Origin of the sequence: Sorangium sp. So ce726, assembly GCF_051521405.1 — a bacterium.
Classification (GTDB): domain Bacteria; phylum Myxococcota_A; class Polyangia; order Polyangiales; family Polyangiaceae; genus Sorangium.
In genome coordinates this window covers 2,979,310-3,005,661 of record NZ_CP150349.1, presented here as the reverse complement: position 1 = coordinate 3,005,661, position 26,352 = coordinate 2,979,310, and the positions used below count along the sequence as shown (strand labels likewise).

Annotated in this window: 22 protein-coding genes and 2 tRNA genes; 2 read left to right on the top strand and 22 right to left on the bottom strand. The window is 71.0% G+C overall.

What is annotated here, in order from left to right; genetic code table 11:
* Window positions 1-5: 5 nt before the first annotated feature.
* The 20 genes from WME79_RS11470 to WME79_RS11375 form a co-directional block, all read right to left on the bottom strand.
* Complete coding sequence (locus WME79_RS11470; protein ID WP_437534802.1) at window positions 6-1,340, bottom strand: hypothetical protein; 1,335 nt, start codon at window positions 1,338-1,340, stop codon at window positions 6-8.
* 18 nt (window positions 1,341-1,358) lie between these two features.
* A complete protein-coding gene (locus WME79_RS11465) occupies window positions 1,359-3,146 on the bottom strand; it encodes a collagen-like triple helix repeat-containing protein (protein ID WP_437534801.1) in 1,788 nt (595 codons plus the stop codon).
* Window positions 3,143-6,058, bottom strand: coding sequence for a phage tail protein (locus WME79_RS11460; RefSeq protein ID WP_437534800.1), 2,916 nt, complete (start codon window positions 6,056-6,058; stop codon window positions 3,143-3,145). The genes WME79_RS11465 and WME79_RS11460 overlap by 4 nt, the downstream gene beginning before the upstream one ends.
* A 1-nt stretch (window position 6,059) precedes the next feature.
* Window positions 6,060-8,354 (bottom strand): baseplate J/gp47 family protein, encoded by a 2,295-nt coding sequence (locus WME79_RS11455; protein ID WP_437534799.1) that lies wholly within the window; start codon window positions 8,352-8,354, stop codon window positions 6,060-6,062.
* A 13-nt stretch (window positions 8,355-8,367) separates the two neighbouring features.
* Entirely contained in the window at window positions 8,368-8,760 is a 393-nt protein-coding gene (locus WME79_RS11450; protein WP_437534798.1) for a GPW/gp25 family protein, read from the bottom strand.
* 8 nt (window positions 8,761-8,768) lie between these two features.
* A complete protein-coding gene (locus WME79_RS11445; protein WP_437534797.1) occupies window positions 8,769-10,373 on the bottom strand; it encodes a hypothetical protein in 1,605 nt (534 codons plus the stop codon).
* A 7-nt stretch (window positions 10,374-10,380) separates the two neighbouring features.
* Window positions 10,381-11,100 carry a phage baseplate assembly protein V gene (locus WME79_RS11440; protein ID WP_437534796.1) on the bottom strand — a complete coding sequence of 240 codons (720 nt, stop codon included), beginning with the start codon at window positions 11,098-11,100 and terminating at the stop codon, window positions 10,381-10,383.
* Between the two features lie 4 nt (window positions 11,101-11,104).
* Window positions 11,105-12,166, bottom strand: coding sequence for a phage late control D family protein (locus tag WME79_RS11435; RefSeq protein ID WP_437534794.1), 1,062 nt, complete (start codon window positions 12,164-12,166; stop codon window positions 11,105-11,107).
* Window positions 12,167-12,172: 6 nt separating this feature from the next.
* Entirely contained in the window at window positions 12,173-12,337 is a 165-nt protein-coding gene (locus WME79_RS11430; RefSeq protein WP_437534793.1) for a hypothetical protein, read from the bottom strand.
* Between the two features lie 13 nt (window positions 12,338-12,350).
* Entirely contained in the window at window positions 12,351-13,121 is a 771-nt protein-coding gene (locus WME79_RS11425; RefSeq protein WP_437534792.1) for a CIS tube protein, read from the bottom strand.
* 3 nt (window positions 13,122-13,124) lie between these two features.
* Window positions 13,125-13,631 (bottom strand): phage tail protein, encoded by a 507-nt coding sequence (locus WME79_RS11420; RefSeq protein ID WP_437534791.1) that lies wholly within the window; start codon window positions 13,629-13,631, stop codon window positions 13,125-13,127.
* A gap of 4 nt (window positions 13,632-13,635) precedes the next feature.
* Window positions 13,636-16,248, bottom strand: a complete 2,613-nt coding sequence (locus WME79_RS11415) for a hypothetical protein (RefSeq protein ID WP_437534790.1) — start codon at window positions 16,246-16,248, stop codon at window positions 13,636-13,638.
* 85 nt (window positions 16,249-16,333) lie between these two features.
* Complete coding sequence (locus WME79_RS11410) at window positions 16,334-16,786, bottom strand: phage tail protein (protein ID WP_437299152.1); 453 nt, start codon at window positions 16,784-16,786, stop codon at window positions 16,334-16,336.
* Window positions 16,787-16,816: 30 nt separating this feature from the next.
* A complete protein-coding gene (locus tag WME79_RS11405) occupies window positions 16,817-18,700 on the bottom strand; it encodes a phage tail sheath family protein (protein ID WP_437534789.1) in 1,884 nt (627 codons plus the stop codon).
* Between the two features lie 27 nt (window positions 18,701-18,727).
* Complete coding sequence (locus WME79_RS11400; RefSeq protein WP_437534788.1) at window positions 18,728-19,627, bottom strand: hypothetical protein; 900 nt, start codon at window positions 19,625-19,627, stop codon at window positions 18,728-18,730.
* Window positions 19,624-20,283 (bottom strand): DUF4255 domain-containing protein, encoded by a 660-nt coding sequence (locus tag WME79_RS11395; protein ID WP_437534786.1) that lies wholly within the window; start codon window positions 20,281-20,283, stop codon window positions 19,624-19,626. The genes WME79_RS11400 and WME79_RS11395 overlap by 4 nt, the downstream gene beginning before the upstream one ends.
* Before the next feature lie 161 nt (window positions 20,284-20,444).
* Window positions 20,445-20,684, bottom strand: coding sequence for a hypothetical protein (locus tag WME79_RS11390; RefSeq protein ID WP_437534785.1), 240 nt, complete (start codon window positions 20,682-20,684; stop codon window positions 20,445-20,447).
* Window positions 20,685-21,040: 356 nt separating this feature from the next.
* Window positions 21,041-21,113: transfer RNA gene (locus WME79_RS11385), tRNA-Arg, on the bottom strand.
* A gap of 177 nt (window positions 21,114-21,290) precedes the next feature.
* The gene (locus tag WME79_RS11380) at window positions 21,291-22,295 is read right to left on the bottom strand and encodes a hypothetical protein (RefSeq protein WP_437534784.1); all 1,005 of its coding nucleotides are present in this window, start codon (window positions 22,293-22,295) and stop codon (window positions 21,291-21,293) included.
* Window positions 22,296-22,452: 157 nt separating this feature from the next.
* Window positions 22,453-22,854 carry a VOC family protein gene (locus tag WME79_RS11375; protein WP_437534783.1) on the bottom strand — a complete coding sequence of 134 codons (402 nt, stop codon included), beginning with the start codon at window positions 22,852-22,854 and terminating at the stop codon, window positions 22,453-22,455.
* A 233-nt stretch (window positions 22,855-23,087) separates the two neighbouring features.
* Between WME79_RS11375 and WME79_RS11370 the strand changes: the two genes are divergently transcribed.
* Together WME79_RS11370 and WME79_RS11365 are read left to right on the top strand one after the other, a co-directional pair.
* Window positions 23,088-23,161: transfer RNA gene (locus WME79_RS11370), tRNA-Pro, on the top strand.
* A gap of 198 nt (window positions 23,162-23,359) precedes the next feature.
* Window positions 23,360-23,908, top strand: a complete 549-nt coding sequence (locus tag WME79_RS11365; RefSeq protein ID WP_437534782.1) for a serine protease — start codon at window positions 23,360-23,362, stop codon at window positions 23,906-23,908.
* A 42-nt stretch (window positions 23,909-23,950) separates the two neighbouring features.
* On the opposite strand, the gene WME79_RS11360 is transcribed toward WME79_RS11365, so the two are convergent.
* Both WME79_RS11360 and WME79_RS11355 read right to left on the bottom strand, forming a co-directional pair.
* Window positions 23,951-24,745, bottom strand: coding sequence for an MXAN_2562 family outer membrane beta-barrel protein (locus tag WME79_RS11360; protein WP_437534780.1), 795 nt, complete (start codon window positions 24,743-24,745; stop codon window positions 23,951-23,953).
* Window positions 24,742-26,007, bottom strand: coding sequence for a hypothetical protein (locus WME79_RS11355; protein WP_437534778.1), 1,266 nt, complete (start codon window positions 26,005-26,007; stop codon window positions 24,742-24,744). The genes WME79_RS11360 and WME79_RS11355 overlap by 4 nt, the downstream gene beginning before the upstream one ends.
* Between the last annotated feature and the right edge of the window lie 345 nt (window positions 26,008-26,352).

Sequence of the window (26,352 nt, the reverse complement as noted above, 5' to 3'; positions counted from 1 at the left end):
CGAGATCAGGAGTACGTGGCGTAGCCCCAGTGAGACACATTGAATGGCGCGCCACCGTGGTAGGGCACGGCTCCGCGCGCGAAGATCACGTAGGGCTGCACCGCGCTCCCGGGCGCGCGCACCGCCTGGATGTTCTCGCGCACCTGGTAGATCCAGAACATCTCGTCGGTGGCGGTCGACACGGCCGCGTGGCGCAGCGCCTCTTCGAGGAGCCCGCGGACCCGCGAGCCTTCGATCACCGTGTGCGCCTCGAACGCCGGCGGCCCCTCGGGGATCGCGCCGCCCGTCGGTCGGAGCGTGAGGCCATGGAAGAACTCCGCGACGGAGAACCCTCCCCGGGAGGGATTGCCCACCACAGGCAGCACGCCCACCGGCGGGAGGTGCGTGAAGAACCGCGACGCCCTGAGCTCATCGGCCCGCACCTTGCGCTCCGCGAGGCTCATGTGCAGTAGATCGTCGATCTGCTCCTGAAACTGCACGAGCAGCGCCTCGGACTCCGCCCTCGACGCGTCGGAGAGCAGCGGGCTCCAGCGGTCGCCGCGGTCGCGGAGCGCGATCCGCCTGCGCACCGACCATCGGTCGACGAAGACGAACCCCACCCCCGCCTTCCAGTAGAAGACCGCGAGCGGCACCTCGGCGTCGGGGATCACCCCCTCCGCGCGGAGATCGTCGACCAGCCGCTGTCTCGTCGGCGTGCCGAAGGGATCGCGGGCCATGTCGAGCGCGTGCTCGTGGTCGAAGCACCGTGACGCCAGGCGGCTCCGCAACCTGTCTTCCTCGTCGGCGCCGAAGGCGCTGGCCGAAAGGCGCCTCGTGATGCAGCGCGTGCGGAAGGTCACGCCGTCGATGAGATACTTCGCGTTGCACGCGCCAGCGCTGCTCCCGAGGCCCGTGACCGGCGCCCGGCCGCGTGTCCCTTGCGCCGGCCCGATCGTGACGATCCAGAGGTCACGGCCGCTGAGGTAGTCGCCGCGCGCGGGCTCGTCGCATACGTGGAACAGCCCCGCGCCGCTGCCGCCGGACACGGGGCTCCCCGAGGACTGGGACGTGGGGGAGAGCGAGATCTCCAGGGCCTCGGGGACATGAAGCGGCACCCCCTCGCGGTTCACGGCCAGGCCTGCCTCGACGCGCAGCACGGGCTCGGTCGCGGCGCCCGCGCGCGAGACCTCGAGGCCGTGCACGAGGCCGTCGCCCAGGGCCACGCCGAGCAGCGCCCGCGCCTCCCGCTGCGCCTGCTGCTCCTGCTGCAGGTCCTCGGCGGAGAGCAGACGCCCATTGAAGAACTTGATGGACTGGATCCCGCCATCGAGCAGCGGTTGCAGCAGTTGCGCGGTGTTCATGACGCTGGTTGCCTCCCGCTAAGGCGCGATCCTCCACGCCACGATGTCGATCTGTAAGACGAGCTTGGTGACGTTCTCGCCGTTGCGCTGGCACCGCAGCAGGAACCTTCCGGCGCCCCGATTGGGTTCTGTGAACGGCTCAGCGATGTTCACGACGATGTTGGCGCCCCGGTCCTCAGGATTCAGCACCGGCATCGCATGCACCGCGAAAAAGAACTGCGCCGGATCGATATCGGGCATCTTGAAATCGATCTGCACGAGCGGCCCCAGTAGCCCGCCCGCGATGGAGATGGCCCGCATCCCATTCACGTCCGGTCCATCCACGATGACGTTGCCAGCCGTGATCGTCACCGTGCGCGAATCCCCAGCTGGACCGGTTGCGCCCGTAGCCCCAGTGGGTCCAATGGGCCCCGTAGGTCCAGTCGCTCCAGCGGCCCCTGGCGCGCCGTTGGCTCCGGTAGGCCCCGTGGCCCCGGCAGCCCCCGTCGCGCCGTTGGCTCCAGCAGGCCCCGTAGGTCCAGTGGCCCCCGCAGGCCCCGTCGCGCCGTTGGCGCCGGCAGGCCCCGTAGGTCCAGTGGCCCCGGCAGGCCCCGTCGCGCCGTTGGCGCCGGCAGGCCCCGTAGGCCCAGCGGGACCCGTAGGGCCAGTGGGCCCCGCAGGTCCAGTCGCTCCAGCGGCCCCTGGCGCGCCGTCGGCTCCGGCGGGCCCAGTGGGCCCGGCAGGCCCCGGCACGCCCGGCCCCGCGGCGCCCTCGCGCATCACGTCGGCCGTGCACAGCAGGTATTCCTTGTAGAAATCCGAGTGCAGGAGGAACGGCCGCTCGCTCTCGTCGATCGTCACGGAGAGCGGGTCTGGCGACAGCTCCCAGCGCGCCGCGGCGTCGAGCACATTGCGCACCACCTGCACGTGCAGCGTCGCGAGCAGGATCCCCGAGGGCACGTTGCGCTCTCGCGAAGGGGGCTCCCCGGTCGCGTCCTGCCCCAGCGCGAGCCAATCGGCGTTCGACCGCAGCTCGGTCACGTACAGCCTCAGCGCGGCCCGCAGCCAGCGCTCGGCCTCGCTCCGCGGGATGGTGAGGCTGGCGGGCGGCGGCGCTTGCATGAACGGCGGTCCCGGAGGCGAGCTCGCGGCCGCGGCCGCGCGGATCTCATCGAGGAAGTCCTCGAGCTGCCCGTCGACGGGCGACGTGTCGACGATGGGGACCCTCGCGAGCCAGCACGCGAAGCCGTGCGCCCCCTGAAGCTCGAGCTGCTGCGGTGGGCGGAGCGAGAGCGTGAGCGAGAAGGCGTCCTTGATGCGCGAGTCGACGAGCACGTCGTCCTCGCTGCGGCAAGGCTCGCCTGGGATGGGCCGCTTGTCGGTTGTGCACTCGGCGTAGTCGAGCACCACGTGAACGGTGAGCGTGCCCGTGTCGGCGGGAGAGGCCGCCACCACCGCCTCCGCCACGGCATTGCGGTGCGCGCTCCGCTCTCGCTCCGACGCATACCCCCCTGACCCGAGCCAGGTGTCGAGCTGCGCGCACTGCTCTGCGGCCACGCGCACGATCTCGCCCCGGGGCGTGGCCGCGACCCCCGGGCGCACGACCACCTCGAGCGCGCTCGCCGCGCCCCGGGTCGTCACCTTGAGCCCGCGCACGGTCCCGTAGCCCAGGAGGTCGCGCACCACATGGCGGAGCGACTCGGCGTGCCAGGTCTGCTCCTGCACGAAGTCGTCGACGCCGAGCACCATCCCCAGCGTGTAGTTCACGCGTTTGTGGGGATCGATCACGATGGGCCTGAGCCTTGACGACGGTTCGAACACACTCATGCGCTCGTCTCCTGTGAAACCCCTTGAACCTTCTGAAGCGTGCTCTCCGAGATGCGCCTGCGGTCGACGGCGCCGTCGGGCAGAGCGGTGGCGACGTACGCCTGCGCCAGGTAGCTCCTGCCGGCCACCGCGGGGGGCAGGAGATCGGGCGCACGCCCGCCGAGGTCGACGAGGGTGTCGTACCCGAGCCGCGCGCGCCCCACGCGGAACATCGCCCAGTAGAACATCACGTTGAAGGTCGTGTGGGCGGGCTTCTCGAGCGCCACGACGCGCTCCGCGACCCTGAGCCGCTCCCGGAGCGCGGCCTCGTCCGCGGCCCCACCCGGCGGCACCGGGACAAGCACCGTGAAGCGATGGGCTGTCCTCCGCGTGGGGCGCACCGCGGACTCGTAACGATACCAGTCGTCGAGCAGCCGCGCGTTGCCTGCCAGAGGGTCGGGGTACATCACCGCATCGAAGCCCGCGACGTCGGTGCCATGCGCAGCGCGGAGCGCATCGATGCTCCGGTACCGGCTCTCGAGGTAACCGCGCCAGCCAGGCTCATCGACCCCATCGGGCAGGTCGGGCAGCGCCAGGACACCGCGCACGAAGGCTCGCCACCCGTCGGCGTCGGCGTCGCCATCGCGCGCGCGCGTGGGAAAGGTCTCGGGGATGGGCGCCTCGGGCTCGCCCGCGCGGCGCGTGCCGTCGGACGGCTCACCTCGGCGCCAGCGGTCAAGGAAGATCCCATAGCGCTCCAGGAGCGCCCCGAGGCCATCCGAAGGCTTCCAGTGCTCTCCCGGGGCCACGACGGCGAGGGTCTCTTCGGGGTCGCGGCCGCTCGCGTCGCCCAGCAGCGCCCCGGGGAACTCCCGTGCCCTGAACTGCTCGACGACCCGCACCCCGAAGGGCCCATACGCGTCGGCCCCCTCGTCCGAGAAGAGCCGCTCATCGACGCATTCGCTCGTCGCGAGCGCGACCGCCGCGCGCAACCCCCGCACCGTGCCCCGCATCTGAAAGAACTGCATCGCGTGGCGGATGAAGAGCCGCCGGCGCTGGTCGTCCCACGTCGGGTCGAGCAGCACGCCGAACCATGAGGCGAGCCAGTCGAGCGCGTCGGGCGGGCACGAGCGCACGTCGAAGAGCATCTGCCCGGCCGCGATGCGCCCCTCGATCGCGGTGAAGGTGCCCTCGAAATTCGCCATGAAACGCTCGAGGAACCCGCTCACGTCGTGATCGCGGTACACCCCAGGAAGGTATCGGTCCCGGTAAGAAAATCGCGGGTACCATACCCGCAGCGCGCGCAGCGAGGGCGACCGCACGCCGTCGCCCGAGAGGCGCAGGCGCAGCTGAAGGTACCGCCCCCGGGCGTTCTGCAGGAGCACTTCCCAAGTCCCCTCGCCCTCGCGCTTGCCCTGCGGCACGAACGGCAGCTCGGAGCCATCGCGCCGCTTGTACGTGAACGCTGGCTCGCGCTGCCACGCGCCGAGCGCGAGCGCGTCAGGCTCATCGTTCGCCCGGCTCCACACCTCGACCGAGGCCCCGCCTGGAATGGCCCCGTCGAGGTCCAGCTTGTGCCACACGCACCCAGGCTCACGGCTGTCGAAGCTCCGGGTCTCGATCTCACCCTCGGATTCGAAGCGCGGCCGCTGCTGGATCACCAGCGGGATCCAGCGCCCGCCAGAGTCGTAGTGCACCCGCCCCGCGGCCGTCACGAGCCCGAGCCCCGCGTGGAGGCGCATCGGCACGTAATCGGTGTGCGCCACGAACCGCACAGGCGGCGGAGCGTCAGGGGCGTCGGACAGAGCGCCCTCGGGTTGGATGACCTCGAGCCTCACGCGAAACGCCTGGTTTCCATGGCTCGACGTGAGGAACACGTCGCCTGTCCACGGCCACGGGCAGCCCGCGTCGGGGACGAAGGCCACGTCGAGCGCGTGCGGCGTGAGCTCGGGCACGTCACCCGGCGATCCCATCGCCTCGTCGCGCGTGCCCTCCCAGAGGAGCTCCTGAAAGCGTGAGATCGAGAGCTCGGCCACCTGGGCGCTCGTGACGGCGCCCCCGGTCGTCATGTGCCGAATCAGCCTCACCCGCGACTCGGACCCGCCATGGTCGAGGACCATCACCGACCCGTCGGGCAGCCCCTCGATCGCTATTGGATCGGCCGAGAGCGCGTCGAACGCGTCGCTCGCGTCGACAGGGCGCGCGGGCTCGACGCTTTGTTCGCTCGATGCCGGCGCCGGTGTCGACGGCGAGAAGCCCCCCGGCGCCGAGGCCGTCGAGGAGGCGCGCCGCACGACGCGGACGTGGCGGTCGAGGCGCCAGTAACGGCCACCAACCCCTCGACCGGGATCGCCCCTGTCGAGGATCCACAGGCCTCCTTGGGGCGCGAGCGCGATATCCCGGATCCGGAGCGGCAGCGCGCTGGGCCACAGCATCTGGATCGGCTCGCCGCCGCCGAAGAGGTCGAACACGAGCAGCCGCACGGAGCCGTCGTCGCCGTGCGCGCCCACGACGAGGTAGTGGTCGTCGGTCACCGCGAGGCCCGACAGCAGCCAGCGCGGCGGCGCCGCGTCGGAGGCCGCGGGTCCGAACGCGCCGGTCTCGCGCTCCGCGCGCGCCTCGGCGGGTACGGGCCAGAACGTGGCTGTCTCGCGGCTGCCCGACGAGGTCACCACGATCGCGCGCTCGGAGGGATCGATCCAGTACCAGTTGCCGTGATGGTCCATGGCGGCGCCGCGGTGGTCGCTCACGCTCGGGATGCGGTCGCTCCGGCCTGTACGAAACCTGAATGTCTTCGCCCGGAGCGAGACCTCGTTGCGCGCGCCATTCCACACGACCCGCTCGTTCGTGAGCGGCGACGACTCGGTGCCAGGGACGCCCCAGTCGTCCTGCCCGAGAAGGAGGTGGTACCTCGTTCCGTTGACGTCCTTCATATCAGCCGCACACCTCGGGCACGACGGGCACAGGCAGGTAGTCGCCGCTGGTGGTCGGCCCGCCTCGCAGCTCGCTGAGCGGCAGCGGATCGCCGTCGATCACCGAGAGCGCCGCGAGCCTCGGGAGCTGAAGCCCCACGAGATCCACCGACGGCGCCGGCGTCGTCTCCGCGCCTCGCCCGAGCACCACGGGCTTGACCAGCAGCACGCCGGGAACGCGGCTCGCGACCGCCATGATCTCGAGCGCCAGCACCGATTTCCGCAGCGGCCAGCCGCGGCGCACCTGCAGGAACGTGGGCTCGGGGGGCGCGAGCAGCGCCACTTCCTTCTCGATGTTCTCGACGCCGGGCGCCGGCAGCGGCGAGAGGAAATCCCTCACAGCGAGCCGCACGGCCTCGACGACATCGTGGACGCTCGCGCCGGGCACCGCCTCGATACCGATCGAGACGGTCACGTCCACGTACTCGGGGCCCCTCAAGATGAGCTCGGTCGTGACGAGCCTCCGCGGGTCGAGCCACGCGCACACGGCGTCGATGAAATCGCTCGTGGCTTCCGGGGCGTCGGCGTGCAGCGGGTCGAAGCGCGGCACCACCATGACGGTCACCACGCCGGGCGCGTCGGTGATCGGCTCGCCGCCGCGCACGGGGCGGAACGACGGCAACACATCGACGCGGCCTATCGCGACGCCCGGGGTGCGCCACGTGATCGCCTCGAAGTCGGCCACGGTGACCAGGCGGTCGCGGTGCTGGAGGTACCGCGTGATCTGCTTCTCGCCGTCGTCGACGCGCTCGGCGTCGGCGCCCCCCCAGGTCGCGACGGGGTTCGAGACGGTGACCCCCGCCGGGAGCGCGGGCGCGCTGCTCACGGCCGAGGCGCCCACGTTGCCCGCGGCGCCGACCGAGCACTCGTAATCGACGACGAGCCTGGCGCCGCGCGGCGGCCTCGCGCCGCGCTGGCCGTCCCCGAAGCGCAGCTCACCCGCCTCGGCGTCCTCGACGAAGACCTTCGACGGCGCAGGCGTGACCTGCCGCCGCCCAGGCGGGAGCCTCGGATCGGGCGCCGGCACCTCGGGACCTGCAGCAAGGAGGTCGTCGATGGACGCCCACGCCTCGAACGCGCTCGCCGTCGGGGCGCGCACGCGCAGCCGCACGCTCCCCGGAAGAAAGGGCCTGCGCGCGACAGTCACCGCCTGATCGGGCTCGCCCGTGCCATCGGGCAACGCCTCGTTCAGCACCCGCTCGCGCTGCGCCACAGGCACGGTGTTGACCCCGGCCCACAACACGCGCGCCGCCGCGGAGCCGACCATACGCACGCGGAGCCAGGTGATGAGCCGCTCCTCGAGGGTTGTGTCCTCGAGCGACGGCGGAAATTCCCCAACACCGGCCTCCGTGGGCTCGATGTCGTCCCACATGCCGAAGCGGCCCTCGGGCGGGAGCATGACCTCGACGACCCCGGGCTCGAGCAGCACGTTGCCCGACGGGCTAGCCGTCAGCGGCCTGTACTGCGGGGTGCGGAGACCGCCGACCGTTTGCACTGACCTGTTGGTCTCGTCGATCCACGGCACCTCGTAAAGGAGCCTCGCCGTGGAGGCGGCGCCCGCGCCCGTCATCGGCGTCACCGCGCGCCCTGCGTCGTCGACGACAGGCACCCAGCCCAGCGTGAGCACCTTGCCTGCGATGAGCCTTCGCGCCTGCTCGACGTCGTCCTTGGGGCGCGCGAGGAGGGCGATCCAGAGCGCGTGGCCCACGGTGCCCCCGAGGTCGACGCCGGAGGGCCCCGCGGTCTCCAGCGGCGTCGTGCGGTAGAAGCGGGCCGCGGCGCCCGCTCGCTCCTCGGTAGCGGATCGGTAGAGATCTTCGTAGTACCCCTTCGCCTCGGCGGAGAGATCGGTCACGTCGGCTTTGTAAAAGGCCTTTGCTTCGATCGGGAGCACGTCCACGCCGCGCCCCGTCACGAAGGGCACCGCGCCTGCGCGCACCTCGACGCCCCGGGTGAGCGTGTGCACCGCGAGGGGGCCTTTGTCGTTGGCGAAGGCCACCAGGCCCTGCGCCGCCGACGCGGGCTGGAGCGGCACCCCGAGGAGCGACAGGAACTTCAGTCGATTGCGCTCAGGGATGAGGTTCGCGCGATAGAGCAGCGACTCCGTGAGGAACGCGAAGACCTCGATGAGCGTGACGCCGGGGTCGCTCTTGTTGAAATTGGTCCACTCGGGGTTGTGGACGGGTACGCGCGCGAGCGCCTCGTCAACGAGGTCCTGGAACTTGCGTTCATCGATCGTAGGAATGCGAACAGGCACCGCGCGCCTCCTCTTATCCAGCCACGCCCACGCTGAGGCTCACGCGCTCGACCGCGCTGGTCGCCACGAGCCTGTAAGTCACCGTCGCCAGCACCGCGCGCGGGTCGTCGGGCTCTTCTTCCACGATCACGGACTCCACGGCGATCCTCGCCTCCCAGTCCTTGAGGGCGGTGGTGATCGCGTCCTCGATGGCTCTGCGGGTGGTGACGGTGTTCGGCTCGAAGAGGAAACGCCTGAGGCCCGCGCCGAAGTCGGGCCGAAGGAGCCTCTCGCCGGGCTCGGTCAGGAGGATCACCCGGATCGCGTCGCGGATGTTCTCTTCCCCCGCGGACCACGCGACCCTCCCGTCCTCGCCCACGCGAGGCGGGAACGAGATGCCACGACCATAGAGTTTCCCTGCGTCCATGACCGTCGTCACTTTCTCTTGATGATGGGGAAACAGAAGCGCAGCAGCGGGAGCCACCAGAACACGAAGTTCAGGAGGATCATGAAGATCATCAGCACGATGAAGGCGCACAGCGTGATGATCGGGATCGAGAACGAGCAGATCTCGCCGAGCGTGAAGGGCTCCTCGGAGCCCGCTTTGCCGTCGAGGAGATCCTTCATGTTCGACGCCTGGCTCATCTGCTTGCGGAGCTGATCGGACAGGAGGAAAGCCACGCCCTTCCTGAACTTTCGCAGCCCCTTGAGCGACGTGTCGACCGGCAGCGCGATGCGCACGGCCCGCGCTGGCGCGTCGGGATCGAAGAAGGGCGCGATGGTGAACTCCGCCGATCGCGCGCTCACGAGGTCGGGGTGCGGCGGCCGGCACCTGGTCCGCCGGTACACGCAACGGAGGACGTAACGCGCTTCGCTGTCGTCGAGCTGCGGCAGCTCCATGGCCCCGGGGCGCGCCGGCTCGCCCCCAGCGGGCGTCGGCGCCGGCGTGGCCGCGAGGTGCTCCTTGATCGCCTCATCGAGCGCGCGCGCGAAGGTATACACATTGAGCGCGACGTTCCGGAGGTTCACGGTGATCGAGCTCGTGCCCTCGCTCTCACCGGTGATCTGCGCCCACTGCGAGAGCGCCGCCGCGAGCTGATCGCGCACCCCGGCCGCGGGGAGCAGGTTATAGAGCGCCCGGGCCTTCGGGGCCGTGGAGGGGGGTAGTGAGGAGCCCATCACCGAAGGCGCGTACCTCGTGAGCAGGTCGGCGAGGTCGAGGAGGAAGAAGCGCGTGACCTCCTGCTCCATGAGCTCCTCGGCGTGCCGCTCGGCGGAGGTCTGCGCGAGCGTCGTCCGCGGGGTGACGAGCGCCTGGAGCCCGCCGATGACACGCGCCCGCGCCTCGACGAGCTCGGGGTCCGTGAAGGGCGGCTCGGGGACGTTGGGATGCGGCGCGCCGGGCGCCGGCGCGGCCTCATCCGGGAACACCTCGGGCACGGCCTCGCGCGTCGCCACGAACGTCTCGCGGCTCGACGTCGGGATGAGCCCCGCCCACAGCCTCCGCGTGCGCCCGTTCTCGGTGAAGGGCACCATGAACAGCGGCAGGAGCTGCTCCCCCTCGGCCACCTCGCCGAGCTTCGCGTCGCCCGCGATAGGCGACCACACATGGCGCTTCTGCGCGTCGGTCACCCAGGCCATCTCGCGGGCGTCGCTCTTGCGGAGCCGCCGGAGCACGAACCACGCCTCCTCGCCCTTCGCCGGGTCGACGCCGTGGTCGGGGAGCCCCGGCGTATGGCACACGAGGCTCGCGATCACGAGGTTGAAATGCCCGTGCACAGGTTGATAGAGCCTCAACGCGGCGGGCGTGGGGGGCCAGCCCTCCGGCGCCCCGGGCGGCCTGGCGCGGTAGGTCTTCTTCGTGGCGATCTTGCCGGCGAGATCCGCAGGGCGCTTCGCGAGGAGCGCCGTGAGATCGTCCATGAAATCATCGGAGTCGAAGCGCAGGAGATCGGGGGCCGCGATGACCCCAGGCGCCACCGCGCGGCCTCGCCACAGGGGCGCCGCGGTCACCCAGCCGATCTCATGCTTCGTCGTCACGCGCGCCTCACCAGATGTTCCCCGCGCCGGGCGTGTACGACGCGCTCACGGTGGCGTTGGTGATGTTCGTGTCGGACTGAACTACCCCGCTGAACTTCGACATCCCTGCGTTGACGTTCACCATCCCTGCGGTCACGTCCATCTTGGCCCCCGCGTTGATCGTGAGCTTGCTGGCCGTGAGGGTGACCCCGCTCGCTTCCATCTTGAGGGTGTTCCCGTTTCCGTCCGCGATCTCGACGGTGCCGGGTCCATCGCGCATCGTGAGCTTGCACCCGCCGGGGGTCTCGAGGATGAGCTTCTCCTGCCCATCGGTGTCATCCAGGGTGACCTTCACTCCGTTGCGCGAGCGGAGCACCTTGAGCGGGTTCTTCCCCGCGCCATCCATCGACTCGGGCGGGTCGTCCTTGCCGTTCCAGAGCCCGCCGATCACGTAGGGCCTGCGCGGGTCGCCGCCCTCGAAGGCCACGAGCACCTCGTCGTCGAGGTCAGGGATCCACCACGCACCTCGTTGCTTCCCCGCGCCCATCGCCGCGATGCGCGCCCATGCCTCGTAGCCGTCGCCTCCCGACGGATCGGGCGACCATGGGAGCGCGACCTTGACCCGCCCCTTGCCCGCAGGGTCCTTGATGTCGCGCACCTGCGCGGGGTAGACGCCGTACCACCGACCGCCCAACCCCGAGGGGATGCGCTCATCGATCGTCGACTCCAGCGGGTCACGTTGCGACATCGGTCTATGGCCTCCCAATCCCAGCGCGCTCGGCGCGAAACTCCACCCTGAGCCCGCCCTCATCGAAGAGCCATCGCACCTCGGCGAGGTGGTAGGTGCCGTTGAACAGGGCCCCGAGGCCATCGAGCTTCACCCTCGCCCCTGCGCGGAGCTGCGCGTCGGGCGCGGCCACCCCCTCGCCGACGACGAAGCGCCTCGCGCCATGGCGAAAGTGCGCTTCGGCGCGCGCCTGGGTCTCCCCGTCGCTCCAGGTCACCCCATGCGCGACGACCTCCTTGCGCTCCGAGAGCTTCGCGCGCAGCACGCTCGCGCCGCTCTCGTCGTTCCCGAGCTCGGCCTGGATGGCGCTGTCGGTGGCCTCGTACGAGAGCGCCCGCTTGTCCTCTGGATCCCACCCGGTCGCCTTCACCGCGGTCCGCTGGTGGGCGAGATCGGCCGTCACCCTGAACGACCGGAGCGCCGCCCCATAACTCAGCTCCACAGGGCTCGACGACGCGCGCGCGCGCGACTTCGCCCGCAGCGTTCGCCCGCCGACGTGAAGCTCGGCGTCGATCGCGCGGGCGCGCCCCTGCAAGAACGCAAGATCGCTCTGGTTGACCTGCGCGAGCACCTTGTGGGTTGGCCCCTGGAGCTGCACGTCGGGCTGCAGCCCGTGGTCCTGCGCGACGCGCTGGAACACGGCGGCGTCGCTCATGTCCTCGAACACCCGCGAACGGCGGGTCATGCGGAGGTCCTGGAGCCTGTCGTCCGCGAGCACGACGATCTCGGGCGCCGAGCCCTCGGGGAAATGCCCCTCCAGCGCCATGATCCGCCCGTCAAAGACAGTGTCGGTCCCGTAGCGCACCTGCATCCCTTTGCCGAAGTCGAGCGTGCGGCGATCGAAATACAGAAAGTCCTTCGTCTGATCCTTCGTGCCCCAGTTGCCGAAGGTGGCCTCGCAGCGCGAGGGGCCGCCGGCCTCCTCGATGATCGAGAGCGCGATGAGCCCCCGGCCGAGCTCCACCTCCTCGCTCCCCTCGATGAGGAACGTCGGCCGAGCATCCTTGATCGTCGCAGGCGCGTTCATGGCGGCTCAGTACGCCCTCACGCGCAGCGCCCGCCGGGCTTGCCAATGCAGCGCTCGCCGCAGCTCGTTCGGGTCGACGGGGGGCGGCTTCCCGGGCGGCGCCGCCTGTGACGTCGGCGCGGGCGCAGCAGGCGCGGGGGCGACCTCGAACTCCTTGATGACGACCGACATCAGCGCTCCCTCCTCAACGCCTCAGCCCCACGCGCGGCGGCTGCGGTAACAGCGGCTGCGATACCGTGATCGACGGTGGCTGCACCGAAGGCACACGCACGTTCAGGTCGAGGAGCGTCCCTGGCGCGAGGCTCCTGGGATTCTCGATCTTGTTGGCCGCCGCGATCGACTGCCAGTCGTTGCCCTTGCCCTTCGCCGCCGCCATCTGCTGCACGGACCCGTTGCTCGGCGCCGCGTCGAGCGGCTTTTGACCCAGGTTGGGCGCGCCCGGGGGCGCCGACGCTGCCTTCGCGCTGCCGAAGACGAACTTCGTGATCCGTTGCTGCGACAAGGTGAAGGTCACGCTCGCCCGGAGCGGCCGCCCGTCGTTGGAGAAGAACTCCAGCGACTCTTCGAGCGACTCCATGATCCCGTCGTATTGAAAGGTGCCCCACCCGAAGCGCGCCTTCGGGGGCACGAACTTGTTCTTGTCGCTCTTGTCCTGTTCGGGCGTGATGAAGGCCGCGACCTTCTCGGTCAGCTTGCGCACGTCGTTGACGCCATCGGTGCGCACGGTCACGTCGAACCAGAGCTGCACAGCGAGCTTCGTCGTCCCCGCGCCGACGAACTGCTGCGGGTCCTTCTCGCTCTGGTTGCCGCCGCCCTGGGGCTGGGCGATCTGGTTGGCGAAGCTCACCTTGAGGCTCTCGGGGTTGAACTGCACGACGACCCGATCGCCCTGCTCCTTGCCCGCCGTGTCGACCGCGACGAGGAAAGCCTTTTCGAGCACCACAGGCGCTGGCATCGCTCAACCTCCTCCCTGCCCTCGCGGCCGGAGCCGCAGGGACTCGTATGCGAGCTGGAACTCTTCGATCGCGACCATCCCATCGCGCGCGTTGAGCGGCGGCGCCTTGAGCTTCACCGGCACGCAGCGCGACAGCTCCCACGACGCGCTCACGGCCCGCTGGGCCTGCGGGCTCTCGGTCTGTCCGGCGGCGTAGAGCACGACAACGGCGTCGGCGCGGAGCCCGGGGGTCTCGACCAGCTTGTCGAACCACGTCCACAGGTCGAAGTTCGCGGTCATCCCGCGCTTGAGGGTGAGCGTGCCGAAGCCCATCGGGCCGGTGAGGCGCACCTGCCGACCATTGTCGCCGCCCTGGCGGATGGTCTTCACGTCCATGGTCATCTCCAGCCCGTCGCACTCCGCGAACGCTGCATTGCATACGCGCGGCACCGTGCCCGGCACCGAGATCTCGATGGCGAAGGCGAAGCCCATGAAGGGCCGCGCAAGGGGGTCGGTCTCGCGCTCGGCCATGGCGTCAGCGCACCTCCGCGACCGCGGTGACGTCGCCGCGCTGCGTGAGTCGTACAGTGATGAAGCTCAGGGGGATCGACGGCGCGACCTTGAGCTCGATCACGAAGCGCCCTTGATTGACGGCCGCTGGCGGGTTGAGCGTCGTGTCCGCCCGCACCTGGTACGAGCTCTCGGGGGTCCGCCCCGCGAAGGCGCCAGCGCGAAAGAGCTCGGAGAACAGCCGTTCGAACGAGCCGATCACCTCTCGGCGAAAGAAGTCGTCGTGCGGCTCGAACACGTACTCTGCGCCCTTCTGGAGCGCTACGCGGCGCAGGAAGCAGAGGAGCCTCCGGGCGGTCACCGACACGAGGTCGGGATCGTCGGAGAGCGTATCTGCGCCGAGCGCCACGAACCCGCGCGCCTCCTGGCGAAGGACATTGACCCGCGCGTCGAGGAGGGCCTCCCATCGCGACGGGGAGAGCGCGGGCGAGAGGGCAACCACGTCGGCCAGGGCCTCGTTCGCAGGGGAGATCCACGCTCCCCGGCGGATCGCGCGCGAGGCCAGCACGCCGCACGCGGCGCCGTCGGGCGGTGTGCGCCGGGCGTTCCCCCGGTGCGTGGGCTCGAGCACGACGGGCCAGGGGTGGACGAGCATGCCGTAGCTCAGCGCTTCGGGAGGGAGCCCGGCGCGGTCAGCGGGGTCGTCGTAGGAGCGCAGCCGCGCCGCGTGCTCGATCGCCTCCGCCTCGCGGAAGCGCTCGGGCAACGAGAGCACAGCCAGCACGTCGCCGCGCGCCGCGCACATCCTCAGGAGCACGCGCTGCACCCGCACGAGCCCGTTCCCCCCGTCGTCGACGTCGCTCAGGAGCGCGCGTTCGGGGGTTGTCACCCTCACGGAGACGATGCTCGACCAGCGCCCTGCGACGCCATCGACCACGGCCCGCACCTGATAGTGCCATATGCCCGGCGAGCGCCCGAATACGGGGAGAGCGCGCACGTGGGCTGTCGCATCGACCCCCGCGCCGGGTCCCTCGTACAGGACGATCGGGTCGTGGAGGCGGATCTCCCCGCTCCCACGCTCGAGCGTGGTGCTCTCCCGCACCACATACGTCGCACCCTCGGTATGCGTCCAGCGCAGGGTGAACGCGCGCGCGCCGACAGGGAGCGCGACCGGACCTTCGGGCGGGCCCTCGCGCGGCTCGACCGTGAAATTCTGGGGGGCGGCGGGCCCGCGATCGGACGGGCCGAACGCGCCAGCGGGGGCCTCTTCAGGGGGGCATCGCGGCGGGGTCGGCAATCGGCTGTCGTCGCAGCCGCAGCGCGCGACGACGGGCGGCTCGCTGGGCGCCGCGACGTCGAAGCCGAGCGCGAGGTCGTCGGGCGCGGAAGCGGCTTCCCAGCCGCGGTGAGCCGCGTCAGGCGCCGCGATCAGCGTCACCTCGTCAACCGCCCAGACCGCGTGCACGCCCTGAAACGGTGCGCCTTGCGCGCGGTTGTGCACGCGGAGCACGTGTTCGGCCTCGATCGCCACCTGATGGGGCAGGAGGTCCGCGAGGCCCTGAGCGACGAAGATGGCGGCGTCGAAGCGCGCGAGGCCATCGCGTGTGAGCGCTGGTGCGGCGTGCTCGAGGGGGGCGCCGTACGTCGGCCACGGCCCCATGGCGAGGGGGAGAGCGGCCGTGTCCGTCGCGCCGACATCACACGGGCGGCTCGATGCGAGCGGGAACCTCGGCGCGAGGAGCTCGCGGCGAAAGGTGGCATGATGTTCGAAAGGCCACGGATCATCCCGCTGGAGCAAGTCGAGATCGCGCGGGAGCGCCTCCCACCACCGCGGGTGCGCGCGGTGGAACCCGAGACCACCGAGCCTGAAGCGCTCCTCGCCTTCAATACGCACCCTGAGCTCCATCTCGATGCGGTCGATGCGCACCACGGCGCCGGACGGCAGCTCCGCCGGGGCGCCGGAGAGGGTGGTTGTCGTGGGCGCGTCGCCGCTCGCGGTCGCGAGGCGGGTGAGCCACCGCGCGGGCGTGGCGCCCACGATCTCGATCCTGCGCGAGCCCCTGGCCGCGCTGCGGTCTTCCTCGATGCGATCGACGAAGAGCCACGCCTCCCAGCTCGACGTGGCGCCGGGCCAGTGCGAGACGGTGACGCGCACGAGGTCACCCGCGGAGACGCCCGACGCCGCGTCGACCACGAGCGCGAGGCGGGGCGTGGAGGCGGCGATGGCAGCGAGCCATGAGGCCGTCCCCGGGGCGTGGGCGGGGTCCGGGCGCAGCGCGGTGGCCTCGAGCGAGGCGCCCACGACCACCCGGTCGGACCAGCTCCCCGGCGAACGCGCCTGGAGGGTGATCCCTGGGCCCGCGGGGTTGTTCGTGTCGATGAGCCCCGGCACCACAAACTGGTTGGTGACGGCCTGAGCGCCTGCGACGCGCACCACCCAGCAGCGCTGGCCCCCATTGCGGAAGAAGTCGCGCACGGCCGCGCCGAGGCGTGACGTCACGACCTCACCGCGACGGCCGTCCCACGCGAGCTCGAGGTCGTCGCCGAACAGGTCGGCGAAGCGCCGCGGGTCTTCGATGAGCACGGGGAGGTCGCGCGGCCCCGACGCCGCGAAGCCCACGAACGCCGCCACGTCCATGCGCGGTAACGCGCCCGGGCGGGGAGGCGGCGCTTCGAAGCGTACGCCGGGCAGACGTCGGGGCGCGCGGGAGCTCATCCTCGGGTCAGGACTCCAGCACGAGCTGTTCGTAGGCGAGGGTCATCTCTTCCATCGCCACATCGCCGCCCTTGGCGTTGAAGGGCCCCGAGACATACTTGATGATCCTGGCGTTCTTGAGGGTCCAGGTCATCACGGTCTCGTGGGCCTCGTTCTGGAGGCTGATGGTGATGGACGGGCGGACGGCCTCCTTGTCGCCGCGGCGCACCTGCTCGACCCAGTCGTAGAACGACCGGTACCCCACGATGCCGCGCTTGAGGGTCACGTCCGTGGCCTTGTTGAGGCCAGTGTACTTCCGGACGTTGTTTTCCTTGTCGTTGCCCGCGCGGTACTCGGCCACGGCGAACTCGGTGCCGAGGTTGCTCACCTCCTGGAACGCGGCGTCAGGCCCGTCGGTGCCCGTGCCGAGGTCCACGAGGAAGTTGAACTGCATGTACGGTCGTTCACGCTGCACTGGCATGGATCTCACTCCCTCCGTTGCGAGCTGGCATCAGACCTTGCGGTCGCCCGTCCACTGCCCGATGCGAAAGATCACGAACTCCGCGGGCCTGAGCGGCGCCACGCCGATGAGGCACACGAGCCGCCCGTTATCGAGGTCGTTCTGGGTCATGGTCGACCGGTCGCACTTCACGAAGAACGCGCGCTCGGGCCGGTCGCCGAGGAGCGCGCCGTTCTGGTACTCGTTGAAGAGGAAGTCCTCGATGGTGCGCCGCACGTTGGCCCAGAGCCGCTCGCCGTTCGGCTCGAACACGGCCCACTGCGTGCCCTTGTCGATCGAGTGCTCGAGGTAGGCGAAGTAGCGCCGGAGATTGACGTACTTCCACTCCGGGTCCGAGCTGATCGTGCGAGCGCCCCAGAGCCGGTTGCCGCGGCCCTCGAAGAAGCGAAAGCAGTTGACGCCCTCGGGGTTGAGCACGTCCTGCTGGCTCTTGTTGAGGGTGACCTCGAAGCCGAGCGCGAGGCGAACCACCTCGTTGGCGGGGGCCTTGTACACAGCGCGCTCGACGTCGTTGCGCGCGTAGATGCCGGTGACGAACCCGCTCGGCGGGAGCGCGATGGGCGCCCGCGTGATCGGGTCGAGCACCTTGACCCAGGGGTAGTAGAGCGCTGCGTAGGTCGAGTCGAAGCGCGCACGGTACGCGCGCACGGCGCCGATCGCCTGGTTGTTCATGCTGTCGAGCACCGCGATGCGGTAACGCATGGTCGCCGCGTGCGTGACCAGGTGGCCTGCGATGGTCGCGGCGACGTCCGAGTCGGTGCCAAACGAGGACCCCGGCGCTGCCACGATGGAGATGTCGTCCAGGTCCTCGAACTGCTTGAGCCCCGTCTTGCGCGCGTTGGCAGCGTTCTCGACGCCCTCGTACTCTCCGGGCTCGGGCAGCGCGCCATCGTTACCGCCCTCGAGGGTGACCTCGAGCGCGCCGTTGTCGGCAAGCGCGTTGACGTATGTGGTCACGGAGGCGGCCGCCGCCAGCGCGGAGGAGAGGCCGAGGTTGCTGTTGATCAGGGCCTCGATGATGCCGACGCCGTGATCGAGCGCAGCCCCTGCGGTGATGACGATAGGCAGCGCGCGCAGCGGCGACGGGTCGTCGGAATCGAAGCCGAAGCGCGAGGTGAGCGAGTCTGCCGCCCCGTCGCGCTGGTGCGAGGGGTCGAGGGCGAGGCCGTCCCAGGTCTCGTCGGCCCCGGTGCCGTACGACACCTGGACGCTCACGGTGGCCAGCCGCACGTCGCTCGTCGCGGTCAGCGACGTGAGCAGGATCTCGCCAGCCCCGCGCTCGCCGTCGCGCGTGAACGCCCACACCCCGTCGGCGCTGCGGCGGGCGACATAGAAGGGGCTCTGGCCCGGGGAGAGGGGCGCGCTTGCGTCCTGCCACAGGAGCACCACGTCGCGGTCGGTGGCGCCGCGCAGGCGCGCGTCGGCGCCGCTGCCGGTGCGCACGTTCTGCCCGGCGCGCAGCGTGAGCCGAACGCGGACGTTGCCGCCCGATCCGGGGTACCGCGCGCGGATGGTGAGATCGTCGTCGACGGGGCTGCCCGCGGCGAGGGTGGCATGCGCGATGCCGTCGTCGGTCGTGGACCTGGGCCTGAAGATGCGGGAGACGTAAAGCCGCCGGCCGCCCTCGGCGAAGAACGCCCTCGCCGCGTGCCAGAGGAAGTTGTGCCGCTCGTCGCCGCCAAAGTCGAGCTTCTGGCCGTCGCCGTAGATGCGCTCGAACTCGCCCAGGCTGGTGACGATCTCGGGGACGAGGTCGAGCGGCCCATAACGCGAGGGGCCGACGAAGCCCGCGGTCGAGGTGCTCACGCCCTCGATCGACTTCGACCGGAACGATGTCTCTTCGACATAGACACCGGGTGACAGGTACTCGGGCATCTATTCTTCTCCCTCGTCGATGAATGGTCAGATCACGGTTCGAATCCAGAGCCGCCCGTCGGAGGCGCCTTCGGTGCGCAGCACCTGCTCGTCCCTGTGGCGTAACTCGAAGTCTCTCAAGGGCTCCTCAGGGCTCAGCCGGAGGAGCGCCGTGGCGGGCGGCTGCGCGAACACCGCGGCGAGCTCGGGCGCATCGGCGCGGCGTGCGCCGGCGACCGCCGGCGCGTAGCGCACCACCACCTCGATGTTCCAGCGCCATTCGGACGGGCTCGCGCCCGCCGAAGGCGACCCGAGCGGAGAGCCCGACGACACGACGAGCGTGTCGGGATACGGGAAGATCACGGCCACGCGGCCGCGCTCGTCCGACATACCGCGCCCCACGAGGCGCCCCGAGGCGAACACCTCGACGAGGGCGCTGGCCGCGGGCTCATCGCCGTCGACCGCAAGCTCGGCGCGCACCACCGCGAGCGCGCGCACCGAGCGCGAGGGCGCGACCGGCAGCGGGATCACCCCGGGCGGCGCCCCCGCGGAGAGGGCGCGCGCCTCGGCCGCGAGCCCCGCCGCCGCAGGCCAGTCATAGAGCCCCCGCACGGGCAGCGTGACGCGCAGCCGCACGGGCAAAAAGCGCCTGGCGGTGTCGCGCACCTCGACGACGAAGGGCCTGCGCGGGGAGAGCGCGGGGTCGGCTCCCGACGCTACCGCCTCCCAATACCTCGCGTCGCCCGCGCCTCGCTCGAACGCAGCCATGAGGGCGAGATCGTGGAGGGCCCACACCCCCGAAGCATTCACGCTGGCGGACCGAGGGCGCGAGGGCAGCGACTCGGGCCACGCTGAGACGGCGAGCCCGTCGCGCACGAGATCGCGATTCACCTCATCCCAGAAGCGCAGGCCAAGCGGGGCGACGCGGGTCACCACGTCGGCCGTCACGGCGACACCTGCGGCCCTGCGACAAACTCCCTGGTTTGCACCGGGCCGTGCCGCGATTCGGTCTCGGTGGTGTCGATGGGCACCGCGCGCGCGACATAGGCCGCGGAGGTCTGCATGCTCGCCTTGGCGACCTCCCAGACGTTCACGTGGTCCTGGAGGGTCAGCGGCTCGAACGTGACCTGCACCTCTTCGTCTTCATGAAACGGGGCTGCGGTGGTGCCATAATGGTGGTTCAGCACTGCAGCGCGGAGCGGGCCGAGGTCTTCGAGCTGCCGCATCACCCACACGAGCAGGGCGCTCTGCTCCCGCGCGTCGCGCCCCCAGGCCGTCACCAGGTAATGGAAGTCGATCGGCAGCGGCGCGCGGAATCGCTGCCCCTGGGCGTTCGTGCGTGCCTGAAAGTTGTGCCGAGACGGGCTAACAGACACGCGGTAGAGGTACACCGTCGCGCCCTGCGCCGGCGGGCTGCGGAGGTCACGCACGAATGTGAATGGCGCACGCTGAAACGTCTCGGAGCTCTGGAGGGCTGCGCCCTCAAGGAGCTTCGCGAGCGTCTCGCCAATCGCGGCTGCAGCGTGGTGCGTAGCCAAACCAGCCCCGCCTCCCAGAGAAAGGACTACCCCCTCGGCGAGGTCTCCCAATGACCTCGCACACACACTCAGAGCTGTCCGCAATGTAACGTGGGGGGCGCGCTTGGTGTCAACCAGGAAATCGTCAGGACGGACACCCGTGAGTCGATGACGATGACATCCGCCGCCCCGAGCGGGTCAGCGTCTCCGCAATCGCAATCGCAATCGCCAGCTGGCCGCTGTCGGGTTCAGGTAGGTGATTTCCGATCCGCTGCCTGGGCGAGGACGCGAGGGCCTGCCGCATTCGGGGTCGCGATCGGCTCGGCATGCTGACCTGGATGGGCGCGTTCGATGTCCGTCGCGGCAAGCTGCTCGGCTTCGTCTCCGAAAACCACAGCTGCATGACGTTCGTCGCTCTGCCCGACGTCGCCGATGCGTATTACCCCGAAGGCGACGGCCACATCCTCCGCGACGAGCAATGCGCTCACGATACGAACGACGTGATCGACTGGATCGACGAACACCCCGGTGAAAGCGCGACTTCGGTGCGCGCCTGCAGGCGCAGCTCGCTCGTCAGGCCGCCCCCTGGCTTGCTCCGCCGGCTCGAAGGCGGCGGCAACACGCGCTCGAGCGCCACGGCGACGCGCGCTGCACCTCGGCGATCGGGTCCTCCCAGGCGTAGCGGTTCCCGCTGGGCCCGCGAGGAGAGCGACGGCAGGCAACGAAGGCGCCGCGTCGCTGGAAGAAGCACCTCACCGCCGCGGCGGGCCATGGGCAGATCGAGCAGCCCACAATCGGCCCATGGCACGTGGGCTCATTCTCGTAAGTGCCCGAAATCCTTCGGCACCCCCGGCAAGAATTGAACTTGCGACCTTCGGTTTAGGAAACCGCTGCTCTATCCACTGAGCTACGGGGGCAGGGGCAACAGCCGCTACGGGCGCCGGACCCTGGCACACCTCGCCGCACGCATCAAGCCAGATCCCCCGCCACGCCCTCGTCCAGCCCGCTCTTCCGCCGCGCCTCGCCGGCCCGCGCTCCTCCGCTGGCCGAAAGCCCGCGCTCTTCCGCCTTCCGCCGCCCTCCGCGCGCATCGATCACATCCACACCTCGCCCCAGAGCGCCGCCCCGATCACCAGCGCGCCCGCGCCCCGCATCAGCCCTGCCCGCAGCGCCGCGACGGCGCGCTCGCGGTTCCCCAGCACCACCCGGGCGATCTGCTGCGCCCCGCGGTACGCGTGGGTCGGCCTCACCACGTCGACCTGCACCTCGTCCCCGAGGCCGAGATCGATCCTCTCCCCCGTCCCCTTCCCCCCGGCCCGCGCAACGCCGCTCGCCCCGCCGTCCTCTCCGGCCCCCGTCGCCCCCGCCTCGATCTCCGCTGCGATCCGTTCCGCGACCTCGTCCCCCGCCCCGCTCCGCTCCCGCGGCAGCTTCAGCACCCTCGCGATCTCCAGCGCGTCCAGCGCGCACAGCCCCGCCATCACGGCGAACCCCATCACCGCCACGAGGCGCCCCGCGTCGGGCGCCGCCGCCCCCGCCAGCCCCGACCCCAGCTGCAGCGCCACCGCGATCACCGCCGCCGTCGCCGCCCACACCGCCCGCCGATCCGAGAGCGCCACGATCGAGCCGGCGCGCGCCCGCCCGACGCGGTTCGCCGCGATCAGCACCACCGCGAGCGCCGGAACGAACGGCAGCGCGAACACGGCGCCGAAAGCCGCGCCGATGATCATCCCTGCCGGCCCCGCCACGAGCCCGATGGTCATCCCGTTCACGACGCCGGCCACCACGATGGCCCACAGCGCCAGCATGCCCGCCATGAACGGCCCCCGCCGGGTCCACTTCCCCGGCGCGTCGACCCACGGCGCGCCGTCCACCGGCGCCTCGCCCGCGCCGAACGCCGTCGATCCATCGCCCCTGACGCCCCCGATCCGCGGCGTCAGGTAGTGGCCCAGCAGCGCGGCGACGATCGGGGTAACACCCGCGAGCAGGAAGCGGGGCACGAGCTCGTCCATCTCGAGAACGTCGGCCGTGAGCCAGCCCCCCACGAGCCCGATCGCCCCGCAGGGGAACACGAGCGACACGGGCACATCAGGCGACATGGAATCGGACGTTGAACGCGGCATCTTGAAACCCTCCGGCTCGTTCGTTCCTCTTCGACGCGCAGGCCCTCGAGCAGCTTCCAGCTCCCTGTCGCGCCGCCCGACCTTCCATCATCTCACCACGGCGCTCCACGCTCACTGCACACGGTCCGCGCCCTCAGCCCGGCCCCGCCTGCGGGTAGTGGCTGAGCGCCACCAGGTTCCCGTCGGGATCGCGCGCGTACATCGTGTAGGCGCTCTCCCGCTCGACGATCACGCCCCCCGCGGCCAGCCGGCGGCGCCATGTCTCCCGCTCGGACGGCGCGATCCCCAGGGCGACGCAGTGCCAGCCTGGCGCCTCGTCCGCGCGCATCGGCCCGGCGGCGCCCGCCCGCTCCACGGCCAGAAAGGCGCCGCCCCCGAGCTCCAGCCACACCGACCGAGGCGCTCCGGCCTCGTCCGTCCAGCGCCGCACCACCGGCAATCCGAGGACGCCAGCGTAGAACGCTTCGGCCCGCGCCAGGTCGCGCACGACCACGGCCAGGTGATGGACCGACAGCGACGCTACCGTCCCGCTCATACTGCGCCCTCATCTCAGCGCCTTTCATGAGGCGGCGCACCTGAAAAGCCACGCGGGCGCCGCGCGGCCGACGCCTCGCCGACGCCGGGCGCTCGTTCGGCCGACGCCGGGCGCTCGACGCGCTCGGCGCACTCGATGCGGTCGACGCGGTCGACGCGGTCGACCATCGATGCGACCTGTCTTGCCCCGGCAGGGCGCCTCGTCTATGGTCCCGCTCGCGGACGCGCTCTGCCCGGGGAGTCGCACAGTCCGGTAGTGCACGAGCTTTGGGTGCTCGTTGTCGCGGGTTCAAATCCCGCCTCCCCGACCCTCTCCGACGATCCTCGCCCCTCGCAGGCCCGGCGGCCCCGGAGCCCGGTGGCCCCGGCCCTGCGGCTCAGCTGGATCGCCGCTCGCGTCGCCATCGCCCCCGCCGCGCGCATCGAACTTGGCCTCCTCGGGTCCGCTGCGCATAGTCCCGCCGATGTCGACGCCCGTAAGACTCCTGCTCGGCGCATGCCTCTCCTTGTCCGTCCTCGCAGGGTGCGGCGGGCCGCAGACGGCCGCCCCGGCAGCGGGTCCGGCGCCGCGCGCGCAGAGCGCGACACCGCCCACGCAGGCGGTGCCCGCCGGGCAGCTCGCCCGCGCCGACGTCGACCGGGTGCTGCTGCAGGGGCCGCCCTGGATCCTGCGGCGCGTGCCGGTCGAGGAGGTCGTCCGGGCGGGCGCATTCATCGGCTGGAAGATCCTCGCGCTGCCCGCGGACTGGAGCAGCATCGAGCTCAAGACCGGCGACGTCGTCACCCAGGTCAACGGCACGACCCTGGAGCGTCCGGACGACCTGTTCGCGGCCTACCGCGCCCTGGCCAGCGCCAGCGAGCTCAAGATCGCGTACGAGCGCGAGGGCGCCGCGCGCGAGCTCGTCATGCCCATCTTCGGGGCCCCGTCCAAGGAGACCGTCGAGGCCTTCGCGAGCGACAGCCCCCCGCGCCGCGCGACGACCGCCCGGCCGCGGGGAACGACGGTGATCGAGGAAGATGACGGCGGCGCGCCGCTCGACGGCAGCGCGCCGTGAAGCGCGTACCGGCGCCGCGCGTCCATCGCGCGGCGCCGCGCCTCACATGTCGAAGGCCAGCCCCAGGATCCACGTCGAGGTGCCGACGTGCATCTGCGGGCGCGAGCCTAGCCCGTCGAGGTTCGCGAACATCCACTCGCCGAACAGGTACGTGTGGTTGATGCCCGTCGTCTCATCGAGCTGGGAGGCCGAACGGCGGTCCAGCCAGTTGAGCGCGAGCATCCCGCCGAACGCGAGGTGCGTGCCCCACGTGATGCCCTCGCCCCGGACGCCATCGGGCACCGGCGTGACAGGGCCCGACGTCGTGCTCCATAACCCCATTCCCAGGCCCACCTTCGCGTAAGGCACGATCGGGACGCCCGTCTTGCGCATCAGCTCGTCGGCGCGGAGGACGGCGGACAGGTGCATCGGCATGATGGTGAGCGAGGTCTCCTCTGCCTCGGCCCTGTCGTCGCTGCCCGCCACGAAGGCCTTCGCCGACGCCGACGTGTACCCCCAGCCGAACCCTGGGCCGATCGCGCCGACATACGGGATCCGGAGCGGCAGCCAGTCGACCTCGACCCCGAAATAGAAATTCTGGCCGTCGCCGAAGGTCTTCCCGTAGGGGCCCGCGCCGGAGAACTCCTCGTCGACCTGGGGAGAGTACGGGGCGAAACGGAGCTCGAACGCGAAGCTCTGAGGAGACGCATAACGCTCCTCTCGCTGGATCCTCGAGCGATCGTGCTGCCGCCAATCGCCCATCCCGTAGCTCGATTGCGCGCCTGCGACGGAGGCGGTGAGGAGCGCCGCGCTCCCGGCGAGGAAGGCGGCCGCCTGATGACGGAGATGACAGCTCATTCGCTCTCCTGCGTGAAGGAACACGCGTGCGCGTGCGCGTGGCGTCGACGACGACGGCTCCTGCGCAACAACCCGAGCGCCGCGCCTGCCGCTACGGCGGCGAGCGGCGCAGCGGCCCACCGGCCCGCCCCAACCGGCCCTTCGATGCTGCAAAAGCCCCCACCGGCTTGCCCGCCGGCGTCCCGGTACTGCTCGAAGAACCCGTCGACGTCGGTCGCGGTCGCACAGGAGAGCGCCGACAGCGGCCCGGCATTGCCCACCAGGTCATAGGCCGCGACGCCGACGACATACGACGTGCCGTTGTCGAGATCCGTGGCCTCGCCACGGCTGGCCCTCCCCACGCTGCCGCACCGGTACTTGGCGTCCGGGATCTCCCCTGGAACCAGGAGCGACGACTGGCACCCGGCGCTGCCGCCGCTCGTTGCGCCGCCGCTGCCGCCGGCTCCCCCTGTGCCGTCGCCGCCTCCGGCTGCGCCGCCGCCAGTACTGGATCCCCCTGCGCCGTCGCTGCCTCCGGCGGCTCCGCCGCCGGCGCTGGATCCCCCTGCGCCGTCGCCGCCTCCGGCTGCCCCGCTCGAAGCTGCAGCGGACTGCCCCCCATCATCGCAGTAGAGGTAGTAGCCCTGCACGTCCTCGTCCTCGTTCTGCTTATAGTCGACGAGGAGACGACCATCCCCGGGGTGCGCCGCCACGCCGGTCGGCGGCTTCGGGCCCTGGAGGTCCATCTTGCTGGTATCCCACTTGGCGTGATCCGGATTGTCCTGGTCCGAGGATTCGAGCCGCAGGAAGTAGATGTTCAGGGGGACCGCGCCGGTGCTGGCCCTCGTGCTGTCGCAGCCCTCCGCGCCGAGGGCCTCCGCGATCGCCTTCGCCGACACCTTGACGACCATCGTGTCATCCAGGTTGGACTCGGCCGACACCTGCTTGCACCGCGTGCCGGTGTCGCGGTTCGAATACGCAAGGCAGTCCAGCGACTCGCTGACCCAGACGGCGAGCGTATTGCTGGTCGAGAAGCCGCTCAGCGTGAGCGTGAACTCGAGATCGTTGTTCGTCAGGCAGTCCTCGCGGCTGATCCAGAGCGGGTACTGCGCGTCTGGCCGCTGCGTCTCGGTGCGCTTCACGTCGGTGCTGATGGTCACCGTCGCGCCGGCCTGTCGCGCGCCTCCGGCGAGCGCCACCGCCGCGAGGGCCACCGCGCACAGCCGGGGGAGGTGCCGCCGCCCTCGCGGCCGGAGCCGCACGGGATACCTTGTTGAGTCCATGGGCGCGTCCTTTCAGCACAGCTCGTACCACGCCGCAAATGCCTCGCACAGCCCTTCGAACGGCGGGGAAAACGGTCGTGCGCCCGCGTGCGCCCAAGCCGGAGGCCGCGTCGAAAGCGCCCTCAGAGGCCCCTGCGGTCCCGTCGGAGGCGTCCTTGGAGGCGTCCTCGACGCTCACCTCGGAGGCGCGCTGCAGGCGCGCTGCATGACGAGCTGGCCATGGTCGCCGTCCGTTCCTGACAAGTTGGCATCGACGCCGCGGAGCAGCAGGGTGATCGGACCGCCGCGCGGCGCCATCGCGCCGACGGGCGAGCTGCGTGGCCCGAAACACGCGCTCTTCGAGAG